General features: G+C 72.1%; 19 protein-coding genes. 7 read left to right on the top strand and 12 right to left on the bottom strand.

Annotated features, from left to right (window positions below; genetic code table 11):
* Nucleotides 1-12: 12 nt before the first annotated feature.
* Nucleotides 13-1,620: a DUF5691 domain-containing protein gene (locus HG542_RS05800; RefSeq protein ID WP_171078962.1), complete on the top strand. Its 1,608-nt coding sequence runs from the start codon at nt 13-15 to the stop codon at nt 1,618-1,620.
* Between the two features lie 135 nt (nt 1,621-1,755).
* Here the strand turns inward: HG542_RS05800 and icmB are convergent, their stop codons facing one another.
* Complete coding sequence (icmB, locus tag HG542_RS05805; RefSeq protein ID WP_171078963.1) at nt 1,756-2,166, bottom strand: coenzyme B12-dependent isobutyryl CoA mutase small subunit; 411 nt, start codon at nt 2,164-2,166, stop codon at nt 1,756-1,758.
* Between the two features lie 350 nt (nt 2,167-2,516).
* Here icmB and HG542_RS05810 point away from each other — a divergent pair, with 350 nt between their 5' ends.
* Together HG542_RS05810 and HG542_RS05815 are read left to right on the top strand one after the other, a co-directional pair.
* Nucleotides 2,517-3,341, top strand: a complete 825-nt coding sequence (locus tag HG542_RS05810) for an esterase/lipase family protein (RefSeq protein ID WP_171078964.1) — start codon at nt 2,517-2,519, stop codon at nt 3,339-3,341.
* Between the two features lie 195 nt (nt 3,342-3,536).
* The gene (locus tag HG542_RS05815) at nt 3,537-4,967 is read left to right on the top strand and encodes a M23 family metallopeptidase (RefSeq protein ID WP_229922542.1); all 1,431 of its coding nucleotides are present in this window, start codon (nt 3,537-3,539) and stop codon (nt 4,965-4,967) included.
* Nucleotides 4,968-5,054: 87 nt separating this feature from the next.
* Here the strand turns inward: HG542_RS05815 and pcrA are convergent, their stop codons facing one another.
* Nucleotides 5,055-7,529, bottom strand: a complete 2,475-nt coding sequence (pcrA, locus tag HG542_RS05820) for a DNA helicase PcrA (RefSeq protein WP_171078966.1) — start codon at nt 7,527-7,529, stop codon at nt 5,055-5,057.
* A gap of 59 nt (nt 7,530-7,588) precedes the next feature.
* Nucleotides 7,589-7,942 carry a hypothetical protein gene (locus HG542_RS05825; protein WP_171078967.1) on the bottom strand — a complete coding sequence of 118 codons (354 nt, stop codon included), beginning with the start codon at nt 7,940-7,942 and terminating at the stop codon, nt 7,589-7,591.
* A 268-nt stretch (nt 7,943-8,210) separates the two neighbouring features.
* On the opposite strand from HG542_RS05825, the gene HG542_RS05830 reads away from it, so the two are divergent.
* A complete protein-coding gene (locus HG542_RS05830; protein ID WP_227726415.1) occupies nt 8,211-9,317 on the top strand; it encodes a C40 family peptidase in 1,107 nt (368 codons plus the stop codon).
* Nucleotides 9,318-9,335: 18 nt separating this feature from the next.
* On the opposite strand, the gene HG542_RS05835 is transcribed toward HG542_RS05830, so the two are convergent.
* The 4 genes from HG542_RS05835 to HG542_RS05850 form a co-directional block, all read right to left on the bottom strand.
* The gene (locus HG542_RS05835) at nt 9,336-10,460 is read right to left on the bottom strand and encodes an alpha/beta hydrolase (protein WP_171078968.1); all 1,125 of its coding nucleotides are present in this window, start codon (nt 10,458-10,460) and stop codon (nt 9,336-9,338) included.
* A gap of 131 nt (nt 10,461-10,591) precedes the next feature.
* Nucleotides 10,592-11,275 (bottom strand): LuxR C-terminal-related transcriptional regulator, encoded by a 684-nt coding sequence (locus HG542_RS05840; RefSeq protein ID WP_171078969.1) that lies wholly within the window; start codon nt 11,273-11,275, stop codon nt 10,592-10,594.
* A complete protein-coding gene (locus HG542_RS05845) occupies nt 11,275-12,543 on the bottom strand; it encodes an ATP-binding protein (protein WP_171078970.1) in 1,269 nt (422 codons plus the stop codon). The genes HG542_RS05840 and HG542_RS05845 overlap by 1 nt, the downstream gene beginning before the upstream one ends.
* A 91-nt stretch (nt 12,544-12,634) precedes the next feature.
* On the bottom strand, nt 12,635-14,410 hold the full coding sequence (locus tag HG542_RS05850; RefSeq protein WP_171078971.1) for a serine/threonine-protein kinase: 1,776 nt from the start codon (nt 14,408-14,410) through the stop codon (nt 12,635-12,637).
* A 134-nt stretch (nt 14,411-14,544) separates the two neighbouring features.
* On the opposite strand from HG542_RS05850, the gene HG542_RS05855 reads away from it, so the two are divergent.
* Both HG542_RS05855 and HG542_RS05860 read left to right on the top strand, forming a co-directional pair.
* Entirely contained in the window at nt 14,545-15,921 is a 1,377-nt protein-coding gene (locus HG542_RS05855; protein ID WP_171078972.1) for a PspC domain-containing protein, read from the top strand.
* Complete coding sequence (locus HG542_RS05860) at nt 15,908-16,132, top strand: hypothetical protein (RefSeq protein WP_171078973.1); 225 nt, start codon at nt 15,908-15,910, stop codon at nt 16,130-16,132. The genes HG542_RS05855 and HG542_RS05860 overlap by 14 nt, the downstream gene beginning before the upstream one ends.
* A gap of 35 nt (nt 16,133-16,167) precedes the next feature.
* On the opposite strand, the gene HG542_RS05865 is transcribed toward HG542_RS05860, so the two are convergent.
* The 3 genes from HG542_RS05865 to guaA all read right to left on the bottom strand — a co-directional run bounded on the left by HG542_RS05865 (nt 16,168) and on the right by guaA (nt 19,617).
* Complete coding sequence (locus HG542_RS05865) at nt 16,168-16,650, bottom strand: DoxX family membrane protein (protein ID WP_171078974.1); 483 nt, start codon at nt 16,648-16,650, stop codon at nt 16,168-16,170.
* Nucleotides 16,651-16,795: 145 nt separating this feature from the next.
* Complete coding sequence (locus HG542_RS05870; protein WP_171078975.1) at nt 16,796-17,824, bottom strand: L,D-transpeptidase; 1,029 nt, start codon at nt 17,822-17,824, stop codon at nt 16,796-16,798.
* Between the two features lie 194 nt (nt 17,825-18,018).
* Nucleotides 18,019-19,617 carry a glutamine-hydrolyzing GMP synthase gene (gene guaA / locus HG542_RS05875; RefSeq protein ID WP_171078976.1) on the bottom strand — a complete coding sequence of 533 codons (1,599 nt, stop codon included), beginning with the start codon at nt 19,615-19,617 and terminating at the stop codon, nt 18,019-18,021.
* Between the two features lie 333 nt (nt 19,618-19,950).
* Here guaA and HG542_RS05880 point away from each other — a divergent pair, with 333 nt between their 5' ends.
* Entirely contained in the window at nt 19,951-20,247 is a 297-nt protein-coding gene (locus tag HG542_RS05880) for a chorismate mutase (RefSeq protein ID WP_171078977.1), read from the top strand.
* Nucleotides 20,248-20,804: 557 nt separating this feature from the next.
* Here the strand turns inward: HG542_RS05880 and HG542_RS05885 are convergent.
* Nucleotides 20,805-22,532 (bottom strand): GMC oxidoreductase, encoded by a 1,728-nt coding sequence (locus tag HG542_RS05885; RefSeq protein ID WP_171078978.1) that lies wholly within the window; start codon nt 22,530-22,532, stop codon nt 20,805-20,807.
* 15 nt (nt 22,533-22,547) lie between these two features.
* Nucleotides 22,548-24,140 (bottom strand): succinic semialdehyde dehydrogenase, encoded by a 1,593-nt coding sequence (locus HG542_RS05890; RefSeq protein ID WP_171078979.1) that lies wholly within the window; start codon nt 24,138-24,140, stop codon nt 22,548-22,550.
* Nucleotides 24,141-24,192: the final 52 nt, after the last annotated feature.

The raw sequence follows: 24,192 nt of genomic DNA on the forward strand, positions 1-24,192 counted from the left end.
GGGAGCCGAGGCATGACCACCACCTCCTGCACCACCCCGCACCCGCCCGCCTGGGACGAACTCGTCGCCGCCGCCCTGCTCGGCACCGAGCGGCGCACCCCGCCCGTGCAGCCGCGCCCGGGCCGGGATCCGGCGGCAGCGCTGCTGGACGAGGCCGCGCTGCGCACGGTGCAGCGGCGCGCCGCCCTGCTGCCGGCCGCGGCCGGAGCACGTCCCGAGGCTGCTCCGGACGATCCGCGTCCGCCGCTTCCGGCCGCCGCCGCCCGGCGGTTGGCGCTGCTGCTCGCCGACCGCGCGGGTTCCGGCGGGGGCCGGCAGGGCTCCGCGCCCGATCTGACCGAGCTGCTGCCGCAGTGGCTCACCGCCGCCAACGGCCATGGCCACCGGGCTCCCGCCGCCCTGCTGCCCGGCCTGCTCGACGCGGCGCGGGCCCGCAGCGACCTGCGGTCGGAGGCCCTCGCCCTGGCCGGGCCACGCGGACTGTGGCTGGCCCGGCTCAACCCGCAGTGGGCATACGCCCTGCGCGGCACGGCTGCGGGCAGCGCGGCGCTGCCCGCGGCGGCCGGTGAACAGGTGTGGCACGAGGGCCTGTTCGCGGAGCGGGTCGCCCTGCTCGCGTCCCTGCGGCGCGGTGATCCGGCGGCCGCCCGGGAGCTGCTGGCCACCACGTGGGCCGAGGAGCGCGCCGAGGACCGGCTGATGTTCCTCGACACGCTGCGGGAGGGCGTCTCCCTCGCGGACGAGCCGTTCCTGGAACAGGCGCTGTCCGACCGCAGCCGCAATGTGCGGGCCCTGGCGGCCGAGCTCCTGTCCGCCCTCCCCGGCTCGGCCCTCGCGGCCCGGATGGCCGAACGGGCCCGCGCCTGCGTGGCCTTGGACGTCGCGGGCACCCGCGAGGACCGGCGCATAGCGGTGGAGGCGCCGCCCGAGTGCGACAGCGCGATGCAGCGGGACGGCGTCGTCGCCAAGCCGCCGTCCGGCAGGGGCGAGCGGTCGTGGTGGCTGACCCAGCTGGTCGAGGCCGCTCCCCTGGCCACCTGGTACGAGCGGCTCGGCGTCACGGATGCGGCCGGGGCGGTGGCCCTGCCGGTGGCCGACGGCTGGCAGCCCGATCTGCACGCCGCCTGGTGCCGGGCGGCCGTGCGGCAGCGGGACGCGGACTGGGCGAGGGCGCTGCTGGGCCCGGCGACGGCGCCGCCCGCGCCGGAGGGTGCGGCGTGGCGCGACCCCGCGAAGCTGCTGTCGGCCCTGCCGCCCGCCGAACGGGCCGCCTGGGTGGCGGACTTCATCTCCGCGCACGGCCTGTCGGACGCGTTCCGGCTGCTGGGGGTGTGCACGGTGCCGTGGGCGGAGCCGCTGGGGAGGGCGGTGGTGGATGCGCTCGACATCGCGCGGGACGCGGGGAGTTACCCGTGGAGCTTCAGCGGGGTGATGGGCATGGCGGAGCGCTGCCTCGACCCGGCGGAGGCCGGACGGCTGGAAGTGCTCACTGCGGTACCGGACACGGAGTCGGCCCCACCGGGAGCCGCCGGGTACTGGGCGGAGGCGTTCCGCCGGCTCGTGGGCACACTGCGGCTGCGGGGGGTGATGCACGAGGAGTTGGCAGGCCCCACGGCGTAGGGCGAGACCGCATCCCGAAGGGACGCGGGGCAGCCAAGTCATGCGGCTCCGCCGCGTGGGCGCGACCAGCCACGAGGAACCCGCAGCCGACGCACCGCACTTCGCCCGCACCGCCCATCGGGCCCCCGCGCCGGATCAGCCCACGGCGTGGCGGACGTTGGCGTTGACCCACTCCACGATGGACGTCGTGGTGGCCCCCGGGGTGAAGATCTCCGCGACCCCGAGCGCCTTGAGCGGCGGGATGTCCTCGTCCGGGATGATGCCGCCGCCGAAGACCTTGATGTCCTCGGCGTCGCGCTCCCGCAACAGCTCCAGCACCTTGGCGAACAGGGTGTTGTGCGCGCCGGAGAGGATGGACAGCCCGATCGCGTCGGCGTCCTCCTGGATCGCGGTGTCGACGATCTGCTCGGGCGTCTGGTGCAGCCCGGTGTAGATCACCTCCATGCCCGCGTCGCGCAGCGCCCGCGCGATGACCTTGGCGCCTCGATCATGGCCGTCGAGCCCCGGCTTGGCCACCACCACGCGGATCGGACCGGTCACTCCCATCACTGCCTCCATGCACTACCGCCGCCAACCGGCCGGGGATGTGAACGAACGTTATCCACAGCATCCCGCAACCGACCGTTTCGCGGTGGAGAGCGAGGGGGAAATCACACGTGGGACACCACGTTCGCTACTCACCGCTCCCGTTCCCGCGTCTCACGGGCCGCAGTGCCGCCCGGATCTCCAGAGCCGCCGGACTGCGGGGCGGCCGCGAGGGGAGCCGCGTCGAGGCCGCCGCGCCGCAGAGCCGTCCCAGCCGCATGGCTCAGCGGTGCGGCAGGCAGCGCACAGCTGCCCGCCAGGGCACACGGGGGACAGGTGCCCTGCATGTGTGCCGTTCGGGAGGTCGGCCAATGGGGGCCTTGCCCTTTCTCCGCACGATTGTGCGCCCTTCTGCCGCGCTGGTGCGGTCGACGGTGCTCGAGCTGTTGATCCTCACGGTGCACGTTCTGCTCTATCCGACGGGCCTGGCGCAGGAGCGCCGTCCTCCTCCGCCGCCGGCCGTCGCCGGACCGCGGGGCGATCAGGAGGGCGACGGCGAGGACCGCCCGCCGGTGCTCCTCCTCCACGGCTTCATCGACAACCGCTCGGTCTTCGTCCTGCTCCGCCGCTCCCTGCGGCGGCACGGCTGGCAGCACGTCCTGACCCTCAACTTCTCGCTGCTGACATGCGATGTCCGCGCCGCGGCCGAACTCCTCGCCCGGCATGTCGAGGAGGTCTGCGACCGCACCGGCAGCCCGCAGGTCGATGTCGTCGGGCACAGCCTGGGCGGTCTGATCGCCCGGTACTACGTGCAGCGGATGGGCGGCGACGCCCGGGTCCGCATGCTCGTCACGCTCGGCACCCCGCACGCGGGCACGCACCTGGCGGGCATCGTTCCCGGGCACCCGCTGGCCCGGCAGATGCGCCCCGATTCCGAGATCGTCGCGGAGCTCGGGGAACCGGCGCCGCAATGCGGCACCCAATTCGTCAGTTTCTGGAGCGACCTCGATCTCATCATGATCCCGGTGGAGACTGCACGGATCGATCATCCGGATCTGATCTCGCGCAGTGTGCGGGTGAGCGGCGTGGGGCATCTCGCCCTCCCCGTGCACACGGAGGTGGCCGTCGGCATCCGGCAGGCGCTGACCATGGCGGAGACGACGGACGGCCGTGCCGGAGCGGCCTCGGTGGCCTGACGGACCGGTGCCCGGGCGGCCCGTTGTCGAACGTATATCGAACGTCAAGTCGAGCCGCCCGGGTTCAGTCCACCAAAAGGCGGCTAAATGCCCGGCGTCCGCATGCCCGAAACGTGGGGAAGATTGTCGCCGTCGCATACCGCCGGGTACAGTCGCCGCTAATTCTCCTGCCCCCAAGGCGAAATGGAAGTGGTGGTGAACGACCGTCACCCGTCGGCGGGCCCGGCTCCGACCGTTCCCGCTCCCGATGCCTCCTCCTACGGGCACTACGCCCCATCGCCGTACGAGCAGCAGGACAACACGACGCAGGGCTACGCCGGATACGCCTACGACACGTACGCCTCGGGCGGTTCGGGGCCGGGGGCACCTCCCAGCGGTGGCTGGGGGATGGACAACACCTGGGGCACCGCGACCGGGCAGACCCAGACCTGGGACTTCAGCGGCTACGACCTCGGCGACGGCGGGCAGCAGGACAGCTCCGGCTGGGCCGCGGCCGGTTCGTACGACACGTACGGCTCAGGGGTGCACGCCGCGGCGCAGGCCGTGCAGCAGACGCCCGTCGACCAGGCCATGACGCAGACCTGGGACACCTCCGGGTACTACCCGTCCTGGAACACCTCCGCCCAGTGGGACTTCACCGGTTACTCGCAGACCCAGACCTGGGACACCAGCGGCTATGCCGAGCCCGCTCCGGAACCGGCGGCCCCGGAACCGGCCCCCGCGGTCACGCCCACTCCGACCCTCATGACCGATGTCTCCGTCGTCTCCGCCGTCTCCGGGCTTCCCGGTGTGGCCGACGCCGAGACCTGCACCATGTCGGTCCTCGACATGGACGAGCCGGAGGCCCCGGCGGCGGAGCCGTCCCCGGCCGCCCCCGCCCGCAGCCGCCGCAAGGGCGCGGCCCCGCGCGCCGGTTACCGCCCTCGCCGCCGGGCGCTCCTCACGGTCGCCGTGCCCTCGGTGGCCGTCATGGGAGTGGCCGGGATCGCCGCCGCGTCCGTGGCGGCGAGCGGGCACAAGGACACCACGCACACGCAGGCCGCCCCCGAGCAGCCGGTGAAGCTCTCCGCGGCCAACAGCAAACTGGACACCCAGCTCGCCGGTCTCAGCAAGGGCGCCGACGACTTCGCCTCCCGCGCCAGCCGCAACCAGGAGCGGCTCGACCTCCAGGCCCGTCAGGAGGAGGAGCGCAAACGCAAGGCGGAGGAAGCCGCCCGAAAAGAGGCGGAGCGCCCGAAGTTCGCGCTCCCCGTCAGCCAGCACGGCCTGAGCGCCTTCTTCGGACAGGCGGGCGTCAACTGGATGTCGGTGCACACCGGCATCGACTTCCCCGTCAGCTACGGCACTCCGGTCATGGCGGCCACCGACGGCACGGTCAGCACCCAGTACAACGTGGCCTACGGCAACATGGCGAAGGTGACGTCCGCGGACGGCACCGAGACCTGGTACTGCCACCTGAGCAGCTACAAACTGCGCTCGGGGAAGGTCAAGGCCGGGGACGTCATCGCCTATTCCGGCAACTCGGGCAACTCCACCGGCCCGCACCTCCACTTCGAGGTCCGCCCCGGCGGCTCGGCGGTGGACCCCCTCCCCTGGCTCCGCAGCCACGACCTGGATCCGACGTAAGCGCACCGCGCGCCCCGCACCCCGCGCCCCAAAGGGGCGCGGGGAACTACGCGAGCAACCCCCACAATCCCGCGGCAAACGCCAGAGCTAAAGCTTCTCCACCGGCGCATAGCGCAGCAGCAACCGCTTCGGCTTCTCCTCGCCGAAGTCGATCGTCGCCTCGGCGTTGTCCCCGCTGCCCTTGACCGCCACGACCGTGCCGAGCCCGAACGAGTCGTGCGTGACGCGGTCCCCGATGGCCAGGGAGACCACCGGACGGTCCTTGGCGCGCCGCGTCGCGAACCCGCTCGGCCCGGCCTTGCGGCTGCTGCCGAAGCCGCCGCCGAGCGAACTGCCGCCGCCCGAGCGGGAACCGGACCCCACCGAGCCCATCGTCGCCGAGGGCGTCGCCGGCCCGGTGCGCCGCCAGGTCACATACTTGTCGGGGATCTCCTCCAGGAACCGCGACGGCGGGTTGTAGGAGGGCTGGCCCCACGCGCTGCGCATGCTCGACCGGGTCAGGTAGAGCCGCTCGCGGGCCCGCGTGATGCCCACGTAGGCGAGCCGCCGCTCCTCCTCCAGTTCCTTGGCCTGGCCGAGGGCGCGCATGTGCGGGAAGACGCCGTCCTCCATCCCCGTGAGGAAGACGACCGGGAACTCCAGGCCCTTGGCCGTGTGCAGGGTCATCAGCGTGATGACGCCGGTGCCCTCCTCGTCCTCGTCGGGGATCTGGTCGGAGTCGGCGACGAGCGCGACCTTCTCCAGGAACTCCGCCAGGGTGCCCGGCTCCTCCTCCGTGCGCTCCTGCTCGAACTCGAGGGCGACGGCCGCGAGTTCCTGGAGGTTCTCGATGCGGGTCTCGTCCTGGGGGTCGGTGGAGGCCTGGAGTTCGGCGAGGTAGCCCGTGCGCTCCAGCACCGCCTCCAGGATCGTGGCGGGCCCGGCACCGGACTCGACGACCGTGCGCAGCTCGTCCATCAGGACGTTGAAGCGCTTGACGGCGTTCGCCGAGCGGGCGGCCATGCCGTAGGCCTCGTCCACGCGGCGCAGCGCCTGCGCGAAGCTGACCTTCTCGCGCAGCGACAGGGCGTCGATCATGGCCTCGGCGCGCTCGCCGATGCCGCGCTTGGGCACGTTGAGGATGCGCCGCAGCGGCACGGTGTCCTCGGGGTTGGCGAGCACCCGCAGGTAGGCCAGGACGTCGCGGACCTCCTTGCGCTCGTAGAAGCGCACGCCGCCGACGACCTTGTAGGGCAGGCCGACCCGGATGAAGATCTCTTCGAAGACGCGGGACTGGGCGTTGGTCCGGTAGAAGACGGCCACGTCGCCCGCCTTGGCGTCGCCGGCGTCCGTGAGCCGGTCGATCTCGTCGGCGACGAACTGGGCCTCGTCGTGCTCGGTGTCGGCGACGTAGCCGGTGATGGCGGCGCCCTCGCCGGCCTCGGTCCACAGGTTCTTCGGGCGGCGGTTCTCGTTGCGCTCGATGACCGCGTTGGCCGCGTTGAGGATCGTCTGCGTGGAACGGTAGTTCTGCTCCAGCAGGATCGTGGTGGCGTCCGGGTAGTCCTCCTCGAACTGGAGGATGTTGCGGATGGTGGCGCCGCGGAAGGCGTAGATCGACTGATCGGCGTCACCCACGACGCACAGCTCGCCGGGGCCCTCCTCGCCCGCGGTCTCCGGCGTGCCGACCAGCTCGCGCACGAGCGTGTACTGGGCGTGGTTGGTGTCCTGGTACTCGTCGACCAGGACGTGCCGGAAGCGGCGCCGGTAGTGCTCCGCCACGTCCGGGAAGGCCTGCAGCAGGTGCACGGTGGTCATGATGATGTCGTCGAAGTCCAGGGCGTTGGCCTCGCGCAGCCGCGCCTGGTACATCGTGTAGGCCTCGGCGAGCGTCTTCTCGAAACCGTCGGCGGCCTGCCCGGCGAAGGCCTCCTCGTCGATGAGCTCGTTCTTGAGGTTGGAGATCTTCGCGCTGAAGGACTTCGGCGGGAACTTCTTCGGGTCGAGGTCCAGGTCGCGGCAGACGAGCGCCATGAGCCGCTTGGAGTCGGCCGCGTCGTAGATCGAGAAGGAGGACGTGAAGCCCAGCTTCTTGCTCTCGCGGCGCAGGATGCGCACGCACGCGCTGTGGAAGGTCATCACCCACATCGCGTTCGCCCGCGGGCCGACGAGGTGCTCGACGCGCTCCTTCATCTCGCCCGCGGCCTTGTTGGTGAAGGTGATCGCGAGGATCTGGCCCGGGTGCACGCCGCGCGCGCCCAGCAGGTGGGCGATGCGGTGGGTGAGGACGCGCGTCTTGCCGGAGCCGGCGCCCGCGACGATCAGCAGCGGGGAGCCCGTGTGCACCACGGCCTCGCGCTGCTGCTCGTTCATCCCCTCCAGCAGAGCCGCCGGATCGACGGCCGGGCGGACGGCGCCGTCGCGGTAGTACGCCTCACGGGGGACGGGCACGTCGAACGCCCCGCCGAACAGGTCGTCCGGCAGGGGCTCGGAGGCCGCGTCGTCCTCCGGGGGCGGCGGAGGGTGCTCCTCGTCGGAGGGGGCCAGGTCCGCCAGGAAGCTGTCGTCAAAGAGGCTGCTCATCGCCTCCCGAGTCTAGGACGCCCCGCCGACAGCCGGTCCCGGATCCCGCCAGGCCGTGGTCACACCCACAGCAGGGCGATGAAGATGTTGGCCGTCGTCAGCGCGCCGACCGTACCGAAGGCGGCCGCCTCGACCTTCTCCTCATCGCGCTTGACGTACACCAGCCCCAGGATCACGATCAGCAGGGCGAGCTTCAGGCCGATCTTGAAGTTGTTGATCGTGCTGCCCTCGGCCTGGTTGAGGCCGACCAGCGCAACGCCGGTGACCAGCATGGTGAGCGCGCCGTGCAGCATCGCGGGGACCATGCGCGCCTCCCCCCTGCCCATGGCCTTCATCTGGGTCAGAAAGCCGCCGAGCAGCGAGGCGATGCCGATGATGTGCAGAGCGATCACGGCGTGAATCAGTACGTCCATGAGAACCGACATTAACCGGACGCATAGCACCCGCTCGTCATGAGGTCCGGCTGGAACACCGCATCGGTCACAGGAAGCCGTGATCCTTCCGCACCCGCCGGGGCAGCCTGCCGGACGCGATCACCAAACCGCCGATTACGGGCATTACCGGTCATGCCCGTTTCCCGCGGATCCCGCGGTTTAGCGTCCTCCTGCAGACGGCGGCGACCCGTTCTCTCCCCCTCGGGCGGGCCGCCGCCGGGCATCGTCTCTGCCGTACCGGAAGGAAGTGACGGCCACCGTGGCGTCGCACCGCAAGCCCAGGCTCCACCAGCTCGCCGGCACGACCGTCCGGACGGCGGCCACCCTCGCCCTGGCGGGCGCCGCCACGGCCACGGCGCTGGAGGGCACCGGGCACGCCTCCCCCGCCCTCTCCCCCGCACAGGCCAAGGCCCAGGTCGCCCGCTACTACGAGCAGGCCGAGGCGGCCACCGAGCAGTACGACGGGGTGAAGGAGCGGGTCGACCGGGCCCAGCGGAAACTGGACGGGCTCCAGGACGAGGCCGCCCGCAGGACCGAACGGCTGAACGCCGCCCGCAACGCCCTGGGATCCTTCGCCACCGCCCAGTACCGCGAGGGCGGCATCCCCGCGACCGTCCGGCTCTTCCTCTCCTCCTCCCCCGACCGGTATCTGGAGCGGGCCGCCCTGGCCGACCGTGCGGGCTCCCGGCAGGCCGCCGCGGTCGCGGCCGTCCAGCACGACCTGCGGAACGTCCGGCAGGTGCGGACCACCGCCGAGGCCCAGCTCACCGAGCTGAAGGCGGACGAGGCCAGGCTGGCGGAACACAAGCACACCATCGAGACCAAGCTGGCTCAGGCACGGCAGGTGCTCGACCGGCTGCCGTCCGAGGAGCGGGCGGCCGTGGAGAGCGGCGACAGCGGAACGGCCGTCCAGGCGGCCGGCAGCGCGGCGGGCGGCGCGGTGAAGTCCGTGACGGGGGACGAGAGTTCCTCCGCCGTGGTGCACGAGGCTGCCTCGGCCGTCTCCGGACGGGCCGCGCAGGCGGTGGCGTTCGCCTACTCCGCGCTCGGCAAGCCCTACGTCTGGGGGGCGACGGGCCCGTCCTCCTTCGACTGCTCGGGCCTGACGCAGGCCGCCTGGCAGGCGGCAGGCGTGTCGCTGCCGCGCACCACCTACACCCAGATCAACGCCGGGCAGCGGATCGCCCGGGGGCAGCTCGCCCCGGGGGACCTGGTGTTCTTCTACCCGGGCATCAGCCATGTCGGGCTCTACATCGGGGGCGGCAAGATGATCCACGCCCCGCACCCGGGTGCGCCCGTGCGGATCGCGCCCATCGACGAGATGCCGTTCGCGGGCGCGACGCGGCCGGCCTGACGGCCGCTGCCCGGCGGCCTACGCCGTGGGCGCCTTCAGCTGCTTGGTCAGCCACCGGAAGACGTCCGGCACCTGCTTCTCCCACACCGCGGTGCCGTGACCGCCGGCGCCGGCCGGTATCAGGGTCACCTGCACGGTCGTCGGCGGCTTGGCCGACTGCTTGATCGCCATGCCCGCCTGGTAGCCGTCGGTCTCCGCGCCCGAGAGGAACAGCGCCACGCGGGGCGGGGTCTGGGCGCGCTGGAGCATCTTCCAGGGGTTGTTCTCGTCGCGCAGTTGCGGGGTCTTGGCGGTGAGCGAAGCGGGTTCGCCGATGGGGTCGTTGTAGCCGGACAGGCTCACCCCGGCCCGGTAGCGGTCCGGGTGGGCGATGGCGAGCTTGGCGGCGCAGTGCGCTCCGGCGGAGTAGCCGGCGACCGCCCAGCCGTCGGCGGAGTCCTCGGCCCGGAAGGTGTCGGTGACCATCTTGCGGACGTCGACGCTGAGCCAGGTGTCCGCGTTGACCTTGCCGGGGATGTTGGCGCAGCCGGTGTCGGTGTTGCCGAGGAGGGTGGTGCGGGGCGCCACGATGATGAACGGGGCCACCTCGCCCTTCTGCATCAGGGGCTTGAGCTGGGTGTTGACGTTCAGGGAACCGAACCAGGCCTTGGCGGAGCCGGGGAAGCCGGGCAGCACCTCGACGACGGGGAACTTCTTTCCCTGGAAGGCCGGGTCGTCGTACTGCGGCGGCAGCCAGACGTAGACCTCGCCCTCCACGCCCGATATTCGGCCCTTCAGCTCCGTCTCCTGGACGCCCGGGCCCATTCTCTTGTCGGAGGCGGGCTTGAACTTCTGCACTTCCTTGGGGCCTTCACCGGCCTTGCCGCCGCCGGTGCCGTCCGGCCCCAGGTCGGCCGCGGCCTTGACGTGGTTGCCGGTGCCGAGCAGATCGGCCCAGCTGTCGAAGAGCCCGTTGGTGTTGTTGACGATCACGAAGACCAGGACGACCGCCGTGGTCTGCGCGAACAGCAGCATGAAGAAACGCGTGACGTGCCGGACGAGCCTGGGCCCGCCCACCTTCGCCCAGAGGGTGAGCGGCAGGGCGAGGGCCAGCACCACCAGAACGATTGCGGTCAGGAAGAAGGGCGTTCCTGTGAGGCTCATCGGGCGGTGGCTCTCGTTCGGCGGTGGGGGGTCTCGCCCGTGGTAGATGCCCGGCGGAGCCCGGAGGTTCCGCCGGGGTGAGCCACGGCACAGCGGGGACCGCCCTCCCCGGGAGGTGCCTCCGGCCCGCCTCAGACCAGCCGGCGTGCCGTCGCCCAGCGCGTCAGCTCGTGCCGGTTGGACAGCTGCAGCTTGCGCAGCACCGCCGAGACGTGCGACTCGACGGTCTTCACGGAGATGAACAGCTGCTTGGCGATCTCCTTGTACGCGTACCCGCGCGCGATGAGCCGGAGGACCTCCCGCTCGCGCTGCGTCAGCCGGTCCAGGTCCTCGTCGACCGGCGGGGCGTCCGTGGACGCGAAGGCGTCGAGGACGAAGCCGGCCAGCCGCGGCGAGAAGACCGCGTCGCCCTCCTTGACCCGGAAGACGGCGTCGACCAGGTCCGTGCCGGTGATGGTCTTGGTGACGTAGCCGCGGGCGCCGCCGCGGATGACGCCGATGACATCCTCGGCGGCGTCGGACACGGACAGGGCGAGGAAGCGGACCGGATTCTGCTGATCGGCCATCAGGGCCGCGCTGCGGCGCAGCACCTCCACACCGCCGCCGCCCGGGAGATGGACGTCCAGCAGGACGACCTCCGGGCGGGTGGCGGTGATGACCGTGACGGCCTGGTCGACATCGGCGGCCTCGCCGACGACCTCGACGCCCGTGCGCTCCGTGGCGCCGATCTCGGCCTGCACGCCCGTGCGGAACATCCGGTGGTCGTCGACCAGCACCACCCTGACATGCCGCTCCGGCATCTGTTCGGTCGTCATCACGCCTTCTCCGCCCTCTCCATCTCCAGCTCCACTTCTGTCCCCCCGCCGGGCACGGAACGCAGCTTCGCCGTGCCGCCGTTGCGCTGCATCCGGCCGATGATCGACTCGCGGACACCCATCCGGTCCTCCGGCACCGCGTCCGGATCGAAGCCCGGCCCCCTGTCCCGTACGGAGATGAAGACCGTACGCCCCTCGACCTCGGCATACACCTGGACGGCGCCGCCCTCGCCACCGTACTTGGCCGCGTTGACCATGGCTTCACGGGCGGCCTGCATCTGTGCGCCCAGCCGTTCGTCCAGCGGGCAGTCGCCGACGACGACGACCTCGATGGGCACCCCGTGATGATCCTCGACCTCGGCCGCGGCGGCCCGGACCGCGTCGGCCAGGGTCCGGGGCTCCTCGGCCTCGTCCTTGCCGCGGCCCTCGGGGTTGTAGAGCCAGGCGCGCAGTTCGCGCTCCTGGGCCCGGGCGAGGCGGGCGACCTCGCGCGCGTCCTCGGAATTGCGCTGGATGAGGGTGAGGGTGTGGAGGACGGAGTCGTGGACGTGGGCGGCGACTTCGGCACGCTCCTGGGCGCGGATGCGCATCGTGCGCTCCGCGGAGAGGTCCTGCGTCATCCGGACCACGGAGGGACCGGCGAGCAGGGCGATACCGACCAGGACGGCCAGCGAGGCCTGGAGCACGGTGCCCAGGTGCTCCGCGGAGCTCTGGAGCACGACGATGCCCGTCGCGCCGGCGCCGACCAGGAGGACGCCGGCCGCACCGCGCGCGAGCGGCAGGACGCGCTTGCTGCGGCCGACCTCCACCCAGTGGGCGCGGCGGGCGTTGTCCGCCTGCCGCCACACGAGGGCGACGCCGGCGCCCATGAGGACCAGCGGCCAGACGTAGGCGTTGGCCCGGCCGAGGTGGAGCCGGTCGAGGAATATGGCGGCGCCGACGAGGAGCGCGAGCAGCGCGAAGACCTGCCCCCGGTCGGGCTTGCGGGCGAAGATCCGCCTGCGCCCGTCCGCCGCGACCTCGGCGACCGCGGGCCGCGGCACCTCGACACCGCCGACGCCCAGCGGCACGACGAACCAGAACACGGCGTAGAGCAGGGCGCCCATGCCCTGGGCCAGGAACAGGGCCACGAACACCAGCCGCACCCAGGACACGGGCACCCCGAGGTGCCCGGCGAGCCCGCGCGCGACGCCGCCGAGCATGCGGCCCTCCGCGCTGCGGTAGAGCTTGCGCAGGGGCGGGGCGTCCGGGGGTGCGGCTGTGGTCATGGCTTGATCGTCACACGTCCGGAGGGGCCGCGGCATCAGGGTTCGCCCCTGAGCGAACCCCCATCCCGGGGGCCGCGGCCGCGGTCGGGCCTCAGCGGTCCTTCGCCGGGCGGAAGCCGTCGCGGACGACGTCGAAGACCGGACGGTGACGGTCCCATTCCGCCGCGGGGGCGGAGAGGTAGATCGCGTACTCCTTGCCGCCCTCGCGCCCGAACCCGAGGTCGATCGCGCGGTAGGAGCGGACGCTGCCGTCGAAGGTGAACTCCCAGACCGCGGCGGACTGTCCGCGGAAGCTGGTCGCCTGCAGCCGGCCGCGCTTGTACTTGTCGACGTTCTTCTTCGTCTGCTCCTCGACGTCCTTGAAGTGCTGCACGGGGTCGGAGCTCGCGAACTCGAGGACGTTGATCTTGATGCCGACGCGGCCGGTGGCGTCCAGGTAGTTCACCTCGGTCGAGGTCGAGGTCGCCGCGTCACGGTGCCAGCCGTCCGGGACGGGGAAGGAGACGCCGAGCTTGTCCTCGTTGACGAGGCGGTAACCCTGCGGCACGGGCGGGGGCGTCCAGGACGGAGACGGACCGGGCGTTGCGGAGCGGCTCGGTGATCGGGACGGCGAGACGGCCGGTTCCGTCCTGGTCTCACCGCTGTCGTCGCCCTGTTGCAGGAACACATACGCCCCGGCGACCAGTCCGGCCGCCGCGACCGCGGCTGCGGAGCCCCACAGCAGGCCGCGCCGCCGCCCCTTCGCCCGGGCGGGCGGCTCGGGGCGGGGTGAGGGCACGGTCACGGCGGCGGTGCCCTGCGAGGCATCGGGGAACTGCCCGGCGCCGGGCAGGTGTTGGTGCGTCCCGGTCTCCGGCTGGGGGACGGCGGTTTCCTGCGGGACGGGCGGCGCCGGGGCCTCGGCGACGGCCATGCCCGCCGTTCCGGCCTCCGGCCATGCACCGCCGTCCGTGTGTATCGGTGCCGGTGCAGGTTCGGCGACGGTCTCGCCCCGGCCCCCGTCCGGGAGGACGCCCGGTTCGGTCAGTATCTGTTCGACGAGCTCCGCCGGGGGCCGCAGGGACGGGTCCTTGGCGAGGAGCGTCTCGATCAGCCGCGTCAGCGGCCCCGCGTGGCGCGGCGGGGGCAGCGGGTCCACGGCGATGGAGTAGGCCGTCTCGACGCCCGTGTCCCGGCGGAACGGGGGACGGCCCTCCAGCGCCTGGTAGAGCGTGGCGCCCAGCGCCCACAGGTCGGCGGCCGGGCCGGGCTTGCCGCCCTTGACCCGCTCGGGGGCGATGTAGTCGATCGAGCCGACCATCTCGCCGGTCTTGGTCAGGGTCGAGGTGCCGGTGGACTGGGCGATGCCGAAGTCGGTCAGCACGACCCGCCCGTCGGCACCGAGCAGCACGTTGCCGGGCTTGACGTCGCGGTGCAGGACGCCGGCCGCGTGGGCCGCGCGCAGTGCCGCGATCATGCCGCGGCCGATCCGGGCCGCCTCCTCGGGGCCGATCGTGCCGCGCTTGAGCACGTCGCCGAGCGTCGTCGACGGCACGTACTCCATCACGATGCACGGCAGTCCGCCGTCGTCGACCACGTCGTGGACGACGACCACGTTGGGGTGGTTGATCCGGGCCGCGCTGCGCGCCTCGCGGCGGGTGCGCTCGTAGAGGGTGGCGAGGTCCTCGTCGTCCAGGCCCGGCGAGACGTGCAGCCGCTTGACCGCGACCTGACGCGCCAGCAGCTCGTCCTCGGCACGCCAGACGGTGCCCATGCCGCCGCGGCCGATCCGCTCCAGGAGCCGGTAACGCCCGGCGATCAGACGTCCGATGTCCGGTCCGGGGGCGGCTCCGTCCTCGGGCCACGCCCCAGGCCATGACTGCGTCATCGCGCGCCCCCTCCGGTTCCCCATATGTGTTCGAGCAGCGCCACCCTAACCGGATCGCTCTCAGGGGCGATCTCAGGGAACGGCCAGGGTCGTCACGGATGCCGTACGTGCGTTCCGGTTGACACCATGTGCACATGACCGACGAAGCACCCCCCGACGAGCACCCCGACAGCAGACCGCCGCTGCGGCGCAGCCGCGAGCACAAGCTGGTCTCCGGCCTGTGCGGAGGGCTCGCCCGGTACTTCGACCTGGACCCGGTCGTCTTCCGGGTGGTGCTCGGCGTGCTCGCGGTCACCGGTGGCCTCGGCCTGATCGTCTACGGCTTCGCCTGGCTCCTGATCCCCCTGGAGGGCGAGGAGGAGAACGAGGCCCGCCGGATGCTGTCGGGCCGCGTCGAGGGCCCTGCGCTGACGGCGGTGCTGTGCGCGCTGGTGGGCTCCGGGCTGTTTCTGTCGATGCTCAACAACGGCGGGGTGCTGGCCTTCGCGCTGATGCTGCTGATAGCCGTCAGCGGCGCCGCGTACTGGTCGCAGCACCGCCGACTGGCCGAGACGGAGGAGGCCGTGCCCGAAACGGCCGGTGCCCAGAAGCCGTTCAAGGCCCCGAAGACGGTGGAGGCACCTCCGGAGACGCAGGCCCCGCCCATGGCAGGCACCCCTTCGTGGTGGCGCGACCCGATGGCGCGGGACATCACGGCGGCGCCCCGTACGGGCCAGGGGTATCTGTGGGGACCCGACGACGGCACCGACTCGGCCGCAGCCGGGGCCACCCCCGCCGGGAAGGCCTGGACCGCCTGGGCCGGCGATGGGACCACGGGGGGCGTCGCCGTGGAGTACGCCCGCCCGGTCCGCCGCGCTCCCCGGCTCGGCGGCTGGACGTTCCTGCTGGCCCTGGGCGCCGGCTGGCTGGGCACCGCCGTGCACTGGCACCACCAGCCGCTGGGGACCTCCCTGGAGACGGGCCTGGCCTGCGCGCTCGGTGTCTTCGGCCTGGGCATCGCGCTCAGCTCGTTCTACGGGCGCACAGGCGGCGGCACGATCTTCCTCGCGGTGGTCACCGCCGCCCTGCTGACAGGTGCGGCCGTCCTGCCGAAGTCGGTCACCCCGGACTGGACGCGCACCACATGGCATCCGGCGAGCGCGGCCGATGTGCACAGCCGCTACACGGTGGGCAGCGGTGTCGGCGTGCTCGACCTGAGCGGCCTGCGCCCGCCGGAGGGGCAGGGCGGACAGGCCGGGCAGGGCGGGCAGCCCGTCAGCACCAGTGCCGAGGTGGGCGCGGGCCGGCTGAAGGCCGTGCTGCCCGACGACATGACGGCGCGGCTGACCATCGACGTCGGCGTCGGCGACATCCAGTTGCCCGGCGAAGGGCGCGACGACGTCGAGATCCGGCCCGGGCAGCACCGGCAGCTGACCCTGGCCCCGGTCGCCGGGCACCCCTCGCGCGGCACGCTGGAGCTCCGGCTGAAGGCCGGCATCGGGCAGGTGGAGGTGACCCGTGGGACGCCATGAGTTCGAACCGGGGAAGCTGGTCGTCGGCCTGGTGCTGATCGGCGGCTGCCTGGCCCATCTCGCGGCCGTGCGCGGCTGGGTGCATCTCCCGGTCTACTTCCTGCTGCCGGTGCTCGCCGGGGGGTTCTGTGCGGCGGGCCTGGTCTCCTCCCTCGCCTTCGCGGTGCGCCGCCACCGTGCCCGGGGCACGGAGCAGCACGAGCTGCAGTGATCGGAGCACGGTGCCGGGGCCGGGGCCTGCCGGGTTCAGCGGCGGGCGCGCCCCCGGTGCCGGCGGGGGCGTATCGCGTCCGCAGAGAGCAGCGGCGCACCCGCGATGATCAGCGGCAGCCAGGCCATCAGGTAGGCCAGGTCGTTGCCGTAGTAGTAGGGGGTGGCCGGCCAGCTGACCGTCATCCACAGGGTGAACGAGATCAGTGCACCGCCGGCCGCGGCGAGGCGGGCGAAGAGGCCCAGCAGCGTCCCCAGCCCGACCACGAGTTCGCCGATGGCGAGGGCGTAGCCGAAGGCGACGGGGTTCTTCAGGCCCAGGTCCACCAGGCCCGGGATGGCGGCGGTGTCGTGCGCCGAGTGCATCAGTGCGCCGAGGGACCCCTGCCCGCTCGCGGACAGGAACGCGGGGTCGGTGAGCTTGTCGAGCCCCGCGTAGACGAAGGTCACGCCGAGGAAGACACGCAGCGGCAGCAGCGCGTACCGGGTCAGGTCGTCGCGACTCCTGAGTGCTGGCATGCCGCCGCCCGCCTTCCGTCCCGTCGTGGGTGGTGGTCCTTGACCGACCATACGTACGGAAGGCGTTCGGCGCTCAGCCCTGTGGACAAGGGCTCGTTTGTGGAAAACTCGCTCGCCCGCAGGCCGCGCTCCGGTCCCGTCGGTCTCAGCCGGCCCGGACGCCCAGGGCGCTGCCCGCGAGCCATTCCTGCCAGCTGAGGTTCCAGTCGCCGTAGCCGTTGCCGAAGTGGTCCATCGGCTTGGGCTTGGAGCTGCCGTTCACCTGTACGACGTCGCCCTTGAGGCTCATCCCGTACAGCCACTTGGCGTTCTCCGTGGACATGCCGATGCAGCCGTGGCTGACGTTCTCCTTGCCGAAGGATTCGGCGTTGTCGGGGGCCGCGTGCACGTACTCGCCGCTGACCGTCTCGCGCATGCTGAAGTCGTACGAGCCGTAGAAGCCGTCGGGGTGATTGCGCGGGATGCCGATGGAGAGCGAGTCCATGACGACCCGGCCCTCCTTGGCCATGATCGTCTTGATGCCCTGGCGGGTCTGGAAGTTCTTCGACTCGTCGCCGCCGCTGATCGGAATGGTGCGCAGCGTCTTCCCGTTGCGGACGACGGTCATCGTGCGGGACTTGAGGTCCACGGTGTTGACCATGGAGTCGCCGACGGTGAAGGAGAGCGAGCGGTCGCGGTCGGCGGCCGTGCCGGGGGCGAGCTTCACGCCCGCGAGCTTCGCGTCGAGCGTGACCTTGGTACCGGCGGGCCAGTATGTCTCGGGGCGGAAGTGCAGATAGGTGTTGCCCTTGGTCTCGTTCCAGTGCCAGGCGCCGGGCACCTTCGCGCTGTTCGAGACCTTCAGCCGGCCCTCGATCCCGGCCCGCAGCTCCTGGGCGACCTTCTGCTGCTTGAAGACGAGGGCGACGGGCTGTCCGACGCCGACCTTCTCGCCGTTCTCGGGGGCGAGCTCGGGCCGGACGACGCGGGCGGCATTCGTCAGCAGCTCGGCGGGCGGTGCGGGCTTCTCGGTGACCGCGGCCGGCGAGGGCGACGCGGATGCCGACGGCGAGGAGGACGCCTTCCCGGACGTGGCCGGCCGCTCCTCCGCCTCCGCTCCGCCCCCGCAGGCGGTGACGGCCAGGCCGGTGAGGGCGAGGGCGGCGGACAGCCCTATGCAACGGGAGAGGCGCATGGTTCTCCTATCCGGTATCCAGTGGTCCGGTGTGTGCACGACGGATGCAACGACGGAGCCGAGGCGGCTACGCCCCGGCTCGCAACCATCCTAAGCAGCGCAAATACCACCCAAAGGGGCCTGGAGAACGAAGAGGACCCCCGCCGGTCGGCGGGGGTCCTCTTCAGCGCTCGGCGCAGGGTGGGCCTACGGGCTCACTCCCACTCGATGGTCCCCGGCGGCTTGCTCGTCACGTCGAGCACGACGCGGTTGACGTCGCGGACCTCGTTGGTGATGCGCGTCGAGATGCGTGCCAGCACCTCGTACGGCATGCGCGTCCAGTCCGCGGTCATGGCGTCCTCGGACGAGACGGGGCGCAGCACGATGGGGTGGCCGTAGGTGCGGCCGTCGCCCTGGACGCCGACGGAGCGGACGTCCGCGAGCAGGACCACCGGGCACTGCCAGATCTCGCGGTCCAGACCGGCGGCGGTGAGCTCCTCGCGGGCGATGGCGTCGGCGTCGCGCAGCAGGTCCAGGCGCTCCTGGGTGACCTCGCCGACGATCCGGATGCCCAGGCCCGGGCCCGGGAAGGGCTGGCGCTGGACGATCTCGTCGGGCAGGCCCAGCTCGGCGCCGACCATGCGGACCTCGTCCTTGAACAGCTGGCGCAGCGGCTCGACGAGCTTGAACTCCAGGTCCTCGGGGAGGCCGCCCACGTTGTGGTGGGACTTGATGTTGGCGGTGCCGGTGCCGCCGCCGGACTCCACGATGTCCGGGTAGAGCGTGCCCTGCACCAGGAACTCGACCGGCTCGCCGCTCGCGGAGCCCTCGGCGACGATCTCGGCCTCGGCCTGCTCGAAGACCCGGATGAACTCCCGGCCGATGATCTTCCGCTTCTCCTCGGGGTCGGAGACCCCGGCGAGCGCGTCCAGGAAGCGCTTCTTCGCGTCGACGACCTTCAGCTGCACGCCGGTCGCGGCGACGAAGTCCTTCTCGACCTGCTCGGTCTCGCCCTTGCGCATCAGGCCGTGGTCGACGTAGACGCAGGTCAGCTGGGAGCCGATGGCCTTCTGCACCAGTGCGGCGGCCACGGCGGAGTCCACGCCGCCGGACAGGCCGCAGATGGCGCGCTTGGTGCCGACCTGCTTGCGGATGGCCTCGACCTGCTCCTCGATCACGCTGCCCGTGGTCCAGGTCGGCTCGATGCCGGCGCCGCGGTAGAGGAAGTGCTCCAGGACCAGCTGGCCGTGCGTGGAGTGCATCACCTCGGGGTGGTACTGCACGCCGTAGAGCTTCTTCTCGTCGTTCTCGAAGGCGGCGACCGGGACGACGTCCGTGGACGCGGTCACGGTGAAGCCCTCGGGGGCGGCCGAGCAGGCGTCGCCGTGCGACATCCAGACCGACTGCTCCGCCGGGGTGCCCTCGAAGAGCGTGGAGCCGGGCTTGCTCACGTGCAGCGGCGTACGGCCGTACTCGCGCGCGCCGGTGTTGTCGACGGTGCCGCCCAGGGTGGTGGCCATCAGCTGGAAGCCGTAGCACATGCCGAAGACGGGGACGCCGGCCTCGAAGAGGGCACGGTCGACGGTGGGGGCGCCTTCCTCGTACACCGAGGAGGGGCCACCGGAGAGAATGATCGCCTTCGGGTTCCTGGCGAGCATCTCGGCCACCGGCATGGTGGACGGAACGATCTCGCTGTAGACCCGGGCCTCGCGGACGCGGCGGGCGATGAGTTGGGCGTACTGCGCGCCGAAGTCGACAACGAGCACCGGTTCCGCGGTGTTGTCGTGGACGGCGGCGGGGGGTGCTGCTGACACGGGGCGGCCTTCCGGCGGTCGGTGGAGGGGGTCTGTATTTGTCGATTCTACCGGGGCACGGGTACGTGCTTTCGTCTCACCATCCGAATCCGCATTGGCCCCGGCGGCCTCCCCGGGCCATACTGTCGGCCATGCGCAAGCACACGACCTTCGTCTTTACCTATGGCACCGGCCCGTCCGGCTGCCATGGTCGTGCTGCTTGAACCGCTGACAAGCACTTCCCAGGCGCCCCGGGCCGGTCAAAGGCCCGGGGCGCCTGTCGTTTCCCTCCGCACCGGGCCGGCCGACCGGCCACGGGCCGCCGACAGCCCCCCGGAGAGGACCACCACCGTCATGAGCACCAGCACCGCCACCACCGTGAAGGACACCGGCGCCCGCACCGAGGCCGCGGCCGCGGTGATCACCGGGGCCCGGGAGAGGATCGACGATCTCGACGGCCGGATCATCGGGCTCGTCCAGGAACGCATGGCCGTCTCGGCCGTGATCCAGAGGGAGCGCATCGCCTCCGGCGGGGGCCGCGTGAACCTCTCCCGGGAGCTGGAGATCCTCAACCACTACAGCGGTCAGCTCGGCAAGCCGGGGACGGCGCTCGCCATGACGCTGCTGGAGCTGTGCCGCGGACGCATCTGACCGCCCGGCCGCCCCCGGACCGCCCCCGGGCCGCCCCCTTGACCGTCACCCGTACGGAGCGTGACCGGCCTGCCGCCGCCTTCGTTGGACCGGTCGTCCGCACCAGCCAGGAGCGGCCCACCGAAATCCACGCGTGGCTTCCGCCCCTGTTCATCCGGGCGCCCGACAACGACAGGGCGGATCCACTGGAGTGTGTGACGTGCGAGCACGCGCGTCGTGGGACCTCACTCCGGTGGCGCGGCGACCGGTCAGCAGGGGACAGCAGCCCGGCCGCCATCCAAGGGCGGTCGGTTCCGGGGACGCCTGGAACCGACCGTATCCGGCCGAAACGGTTGCGCACTGCGTGGCTCATCCCCCACGATGCAAAGGGAAGACCAAATCCCTTCCCGCGTACCGCCATTGGTCCGACCACTGACCTCGGCCTGCGGCGCTCCCCCCGGCGCCGCTCCTGCGGCACCGACCTGCCCTGACCTCGGTGCCGGCAGTCAAGGGCCCCGTGGCCGCCCGCACGCCCCCGCGGAGCGGCCCGGGGCCCTTCGCCGTGCGCAGGGACGGCTTCAGGCGCGCAGGGCTCCGAACGCCCCCTTCGGGACGGCCGGGTTGTGCGGGCGTATCGGGGTCATGCGCTCGTACCCCGAACCCTGTTGCGGACGGGGGTCCTTGTCGCCCTTGTTCGGCCAGAAGGACATGGCGCGCTCCGCCTGGGCGGTGATCGTCAGGGACGGGTTCACGCCCAGGTTCGCCGAGACGGCTGCGCCGTCGACCACCGAGATGCCCGGGTGACCGTACAGGCGGTGGTACGGGTCGACGACGCCGTGCTCCGGGTCGGGCCCGATCGGGCAGCCGCCCAGGAAGTGGGCGGTGAGCGGAGTGCCCATCAGCTCACCGACGTTGCTGCCGGGGAAGCCGTTGATCTCCTGGGCGAGCAGCGTCGCCGCCGCCGTGGCCTCCGGGATCTGCTGGGGGTTGGGCGCGCCGTGCCCCTGGCGGGCCGTGAGCAGGCCCTTGCCCGGACCGCGCGTCCGGCGGTATGTCGTCAGGGAGTTGTCGAGGCACTGCATGACCAGGCCGATGATCGTGCGCTCCGACCAGCGGTGGTTCGACAGCGACCGCGCCAGCTGCACCGGGTGGCGCACGCAGCGGCCCGCGAAGGCCAGCGCTCGCGGTGCCCGGGTGCCCACGGGCACCTGCAGGATGGACAGGAAGCCCATCGCGTTCGAGCCCTTGCCGTAACGGACCGGTTCGATATGGGTGTTGGCGTTCGGATGCACGGAGGACGTGATCGCCACGCCCCGTGTGAAGTCCGGCCGTCCGCCGTAGCGGCGGGCGTCGGTCTGCGCACCCACCAGGGCTTCGGAGTTGGTGCGGGTCAGCATGCCCAGGCGGTCGGAGATGCGGGGCAGCAGCCCTTTGTCCCGCATGGTGTGCAGGAGTGTCTGAGTGCCGTACGTGCCCGCGGCGATCACGACGTACCGGGCGCGCAGCACCTTCGGCCGGGCGCGCCGCCGGTCCGTGGGGACGGTGACGACGCGGTGGCCGCCGTCGCGGTGTTCGGTGACGGCGACGACCGTGGTCATCGGGTGGACGACGGCCCCGGCGCGCTCGGCGAGGTACAGGTAGTTCTCGGTGAGGGTGTTCTTCGCGCCGTACCGGCAGCCGGTCATGCAGGCGCCGCACTCCAGGCAGGCCCGGCGGGACGGGCCCGCGCCTCCGAAGTAGGGGTCCGGCACCTCATGTCCGGGCAGCGTCCGCTGTGAGCCGTCTGCGTCATCGCCATCGCCGAAGAACACGCCGACCGGGGCCATGTGGAAGGTGTCGCCGGCGCCCATCCGCTCGGCTGCGGCGCGGAGATGGCGGTCGGAGGGGGTCATGGTCGGGTTGAGCCGGACGCCCAGCATGCGGCGCGCCTGTGCGTAGTGGGGCTCCAGCTCCTGCTGCCAGTCGGTGATGCCGGACCACTGCGGGTCGTCGAAGAACGCCTTCGGCGGCACGTAGAGGGTGTTGGCGTAGTTGAGCGAGCCGCCGCCGACGCCTGCGCCCGCGAGCACCATCACCTTGCCCAGCAGGTGGATGCGCTGGATGCCGTAGAGGCCGAGTGCGGGCGCCCACAGGTAATTGCGCAGGTCCCAGGAGTTCTTGGGGAGGGTCTCGCGCGTGAAGCGGCGTCCTGCTTCCAGGACGCCGACGCGGTAGCCCTTCTCCGTCAGCCGCAGCGCGGAGACCGAGCCGCCGAAGCCGGAGCCCACGACGATGACGTCGTAGTCAAAGTTGTCGAGCTCGGTCATTGCGACGCGTCCTCCTCAGCGCAGGCGGAGCGCCTTCAGCGCGCGCAGTCCGCCCGTCATCAGCCGTGTGTACTTCTCGTCGTCCATGCCGAATGCCGGACCGAGCGGCATCACCCGCTGCTGTGCGACGGTCTGGGCCTCGGTGTACTTGAGGATGCCCTCCGAGCCGTGCCGGCGGCCCAGGCCCGAGTCGCCCATGCCGCCCATGGGCGCCTGCGCGCTGCCGTAGGCGGCCGCGTAGGCCTCGTTGACATTCACGGTGCCGGCCTTCAGGCGTGCCGCGATCTGCCGGCCGCGCCGCCCGTCGGCCGTCCAGACGCTCGCATTGAGGCCGAACGGTGTGGAGTTGGCCAGCCGGACCGCTTCGTCCTCGTCCGTGAAGCGGTAGACGGACACCACCGGGCCGAAGGTTTCCTCCGTGCACACGGCCATGGGCGGCTCGACGCCGTCGAGGATGGTCGGCTCGTAGAACAGCGGCCCGGCGTCCGGCCGGTGGCGGCCTCCCGCGACGAGTGTGGCGCCCTTGGCCACGGCCTCCTCCACATGCCGGGTGACGGTCTCCAGCTGCTTCTCCGAGACCAGCGAGCCCATGTCGGCGCCGTAGGCGAGCGCCGTCCCCAGCCGCATCGCCCGGGTCCGGGCGGCGAAGCGGACCAGGAAGTCGTCGGCGACCGAGGCGTGCACGTAGAGGCGCTCGATGGAGATGCACAGCTGTCCGGCGGAGGAGAAGCAGCCGCGGACGGCACCGGCCGCCGCCTTCTCGATGTCGGCGTCGCGCAGCACCAGCATGGCGTTCTTGCCGCCGAGTTCGAGGGAGCAGCCGACCAGCCGGGCGGCCGCGCTGCGGGCGACCTCGCGGCCGGTGCGGGTGGAGCCGGTGAAGGAGACGTAGTCCGCGCGGTCCGTGACCTCCGGGCCGACCACCGGGCCCTCGCCGAGCACGACCTGCCAGACGCCCTCGGGAAACCCCGCCTCGATCAGCAGCTCGCGCGCCAGCAGTGCGGTCAGAGCGGTCTGCGTGTCGGGTTTCATCACGACGGCGTTGCCCGCGACGAAGGCGGGCAGCGCATCGCCGACCGACAGCTCGAACGGGTAGTTCCAGGGCGCTATCTGCCCGACGACACCGCGCGGGCGGCGCAGTTCGGTGACCCGGGTGAGCGTGGGGATGACGCCGGTGTGACGCTTCGGCCGGAGGTAGGCGGGGGCGCTGCGCCCGTAATGGCGGGCGGCCACGGCGACCGCCTGCACCTCCTCATGGGCGTGCAGCCGGGCCTTTCCGGTCTCCAGCTGTATCAGGTCGAGGATGTCGGACTGGCGGCGCAGGACGAGGTCGTGGAACCGCAGCAGCACGCCTGCCCGTTCGCGCACGGGACGGGCGGCCCAGTGCCGCTGCGCCTCGCGGGCCCGCTCGAACGCGGCGGCGACGTCCTCGGGGGTGGACTCCGGCAGGTGGGCCAGCACCTCGCCGGTGAACGGCGCGTGACTCACGGTGCTGCCGGAACCGGTGACGCCTGCGGTGAGACGGGCCACGAGAGCCGGGGTGACCACGTCGGCAGCGGTCCGGGCGCCGGCCGGGGCGAGGGGATTGCTGTGCCGCGATTCCGTCATGGGGGCGAGCGTAGGCGTGCTCGGACTCTTTGGGTACCCATCAGTAGCCCCA

The organism is Streptomyces morookaense (genome assembly GCF_013030945.1).
Taxonomy (GTDB): domain Bacteria; phylum Actinomycetota; class Actinomycetes; order Streptomycetales; family Streptomycetaceae; genus Streptomyces; species Streptomyces morookaensis.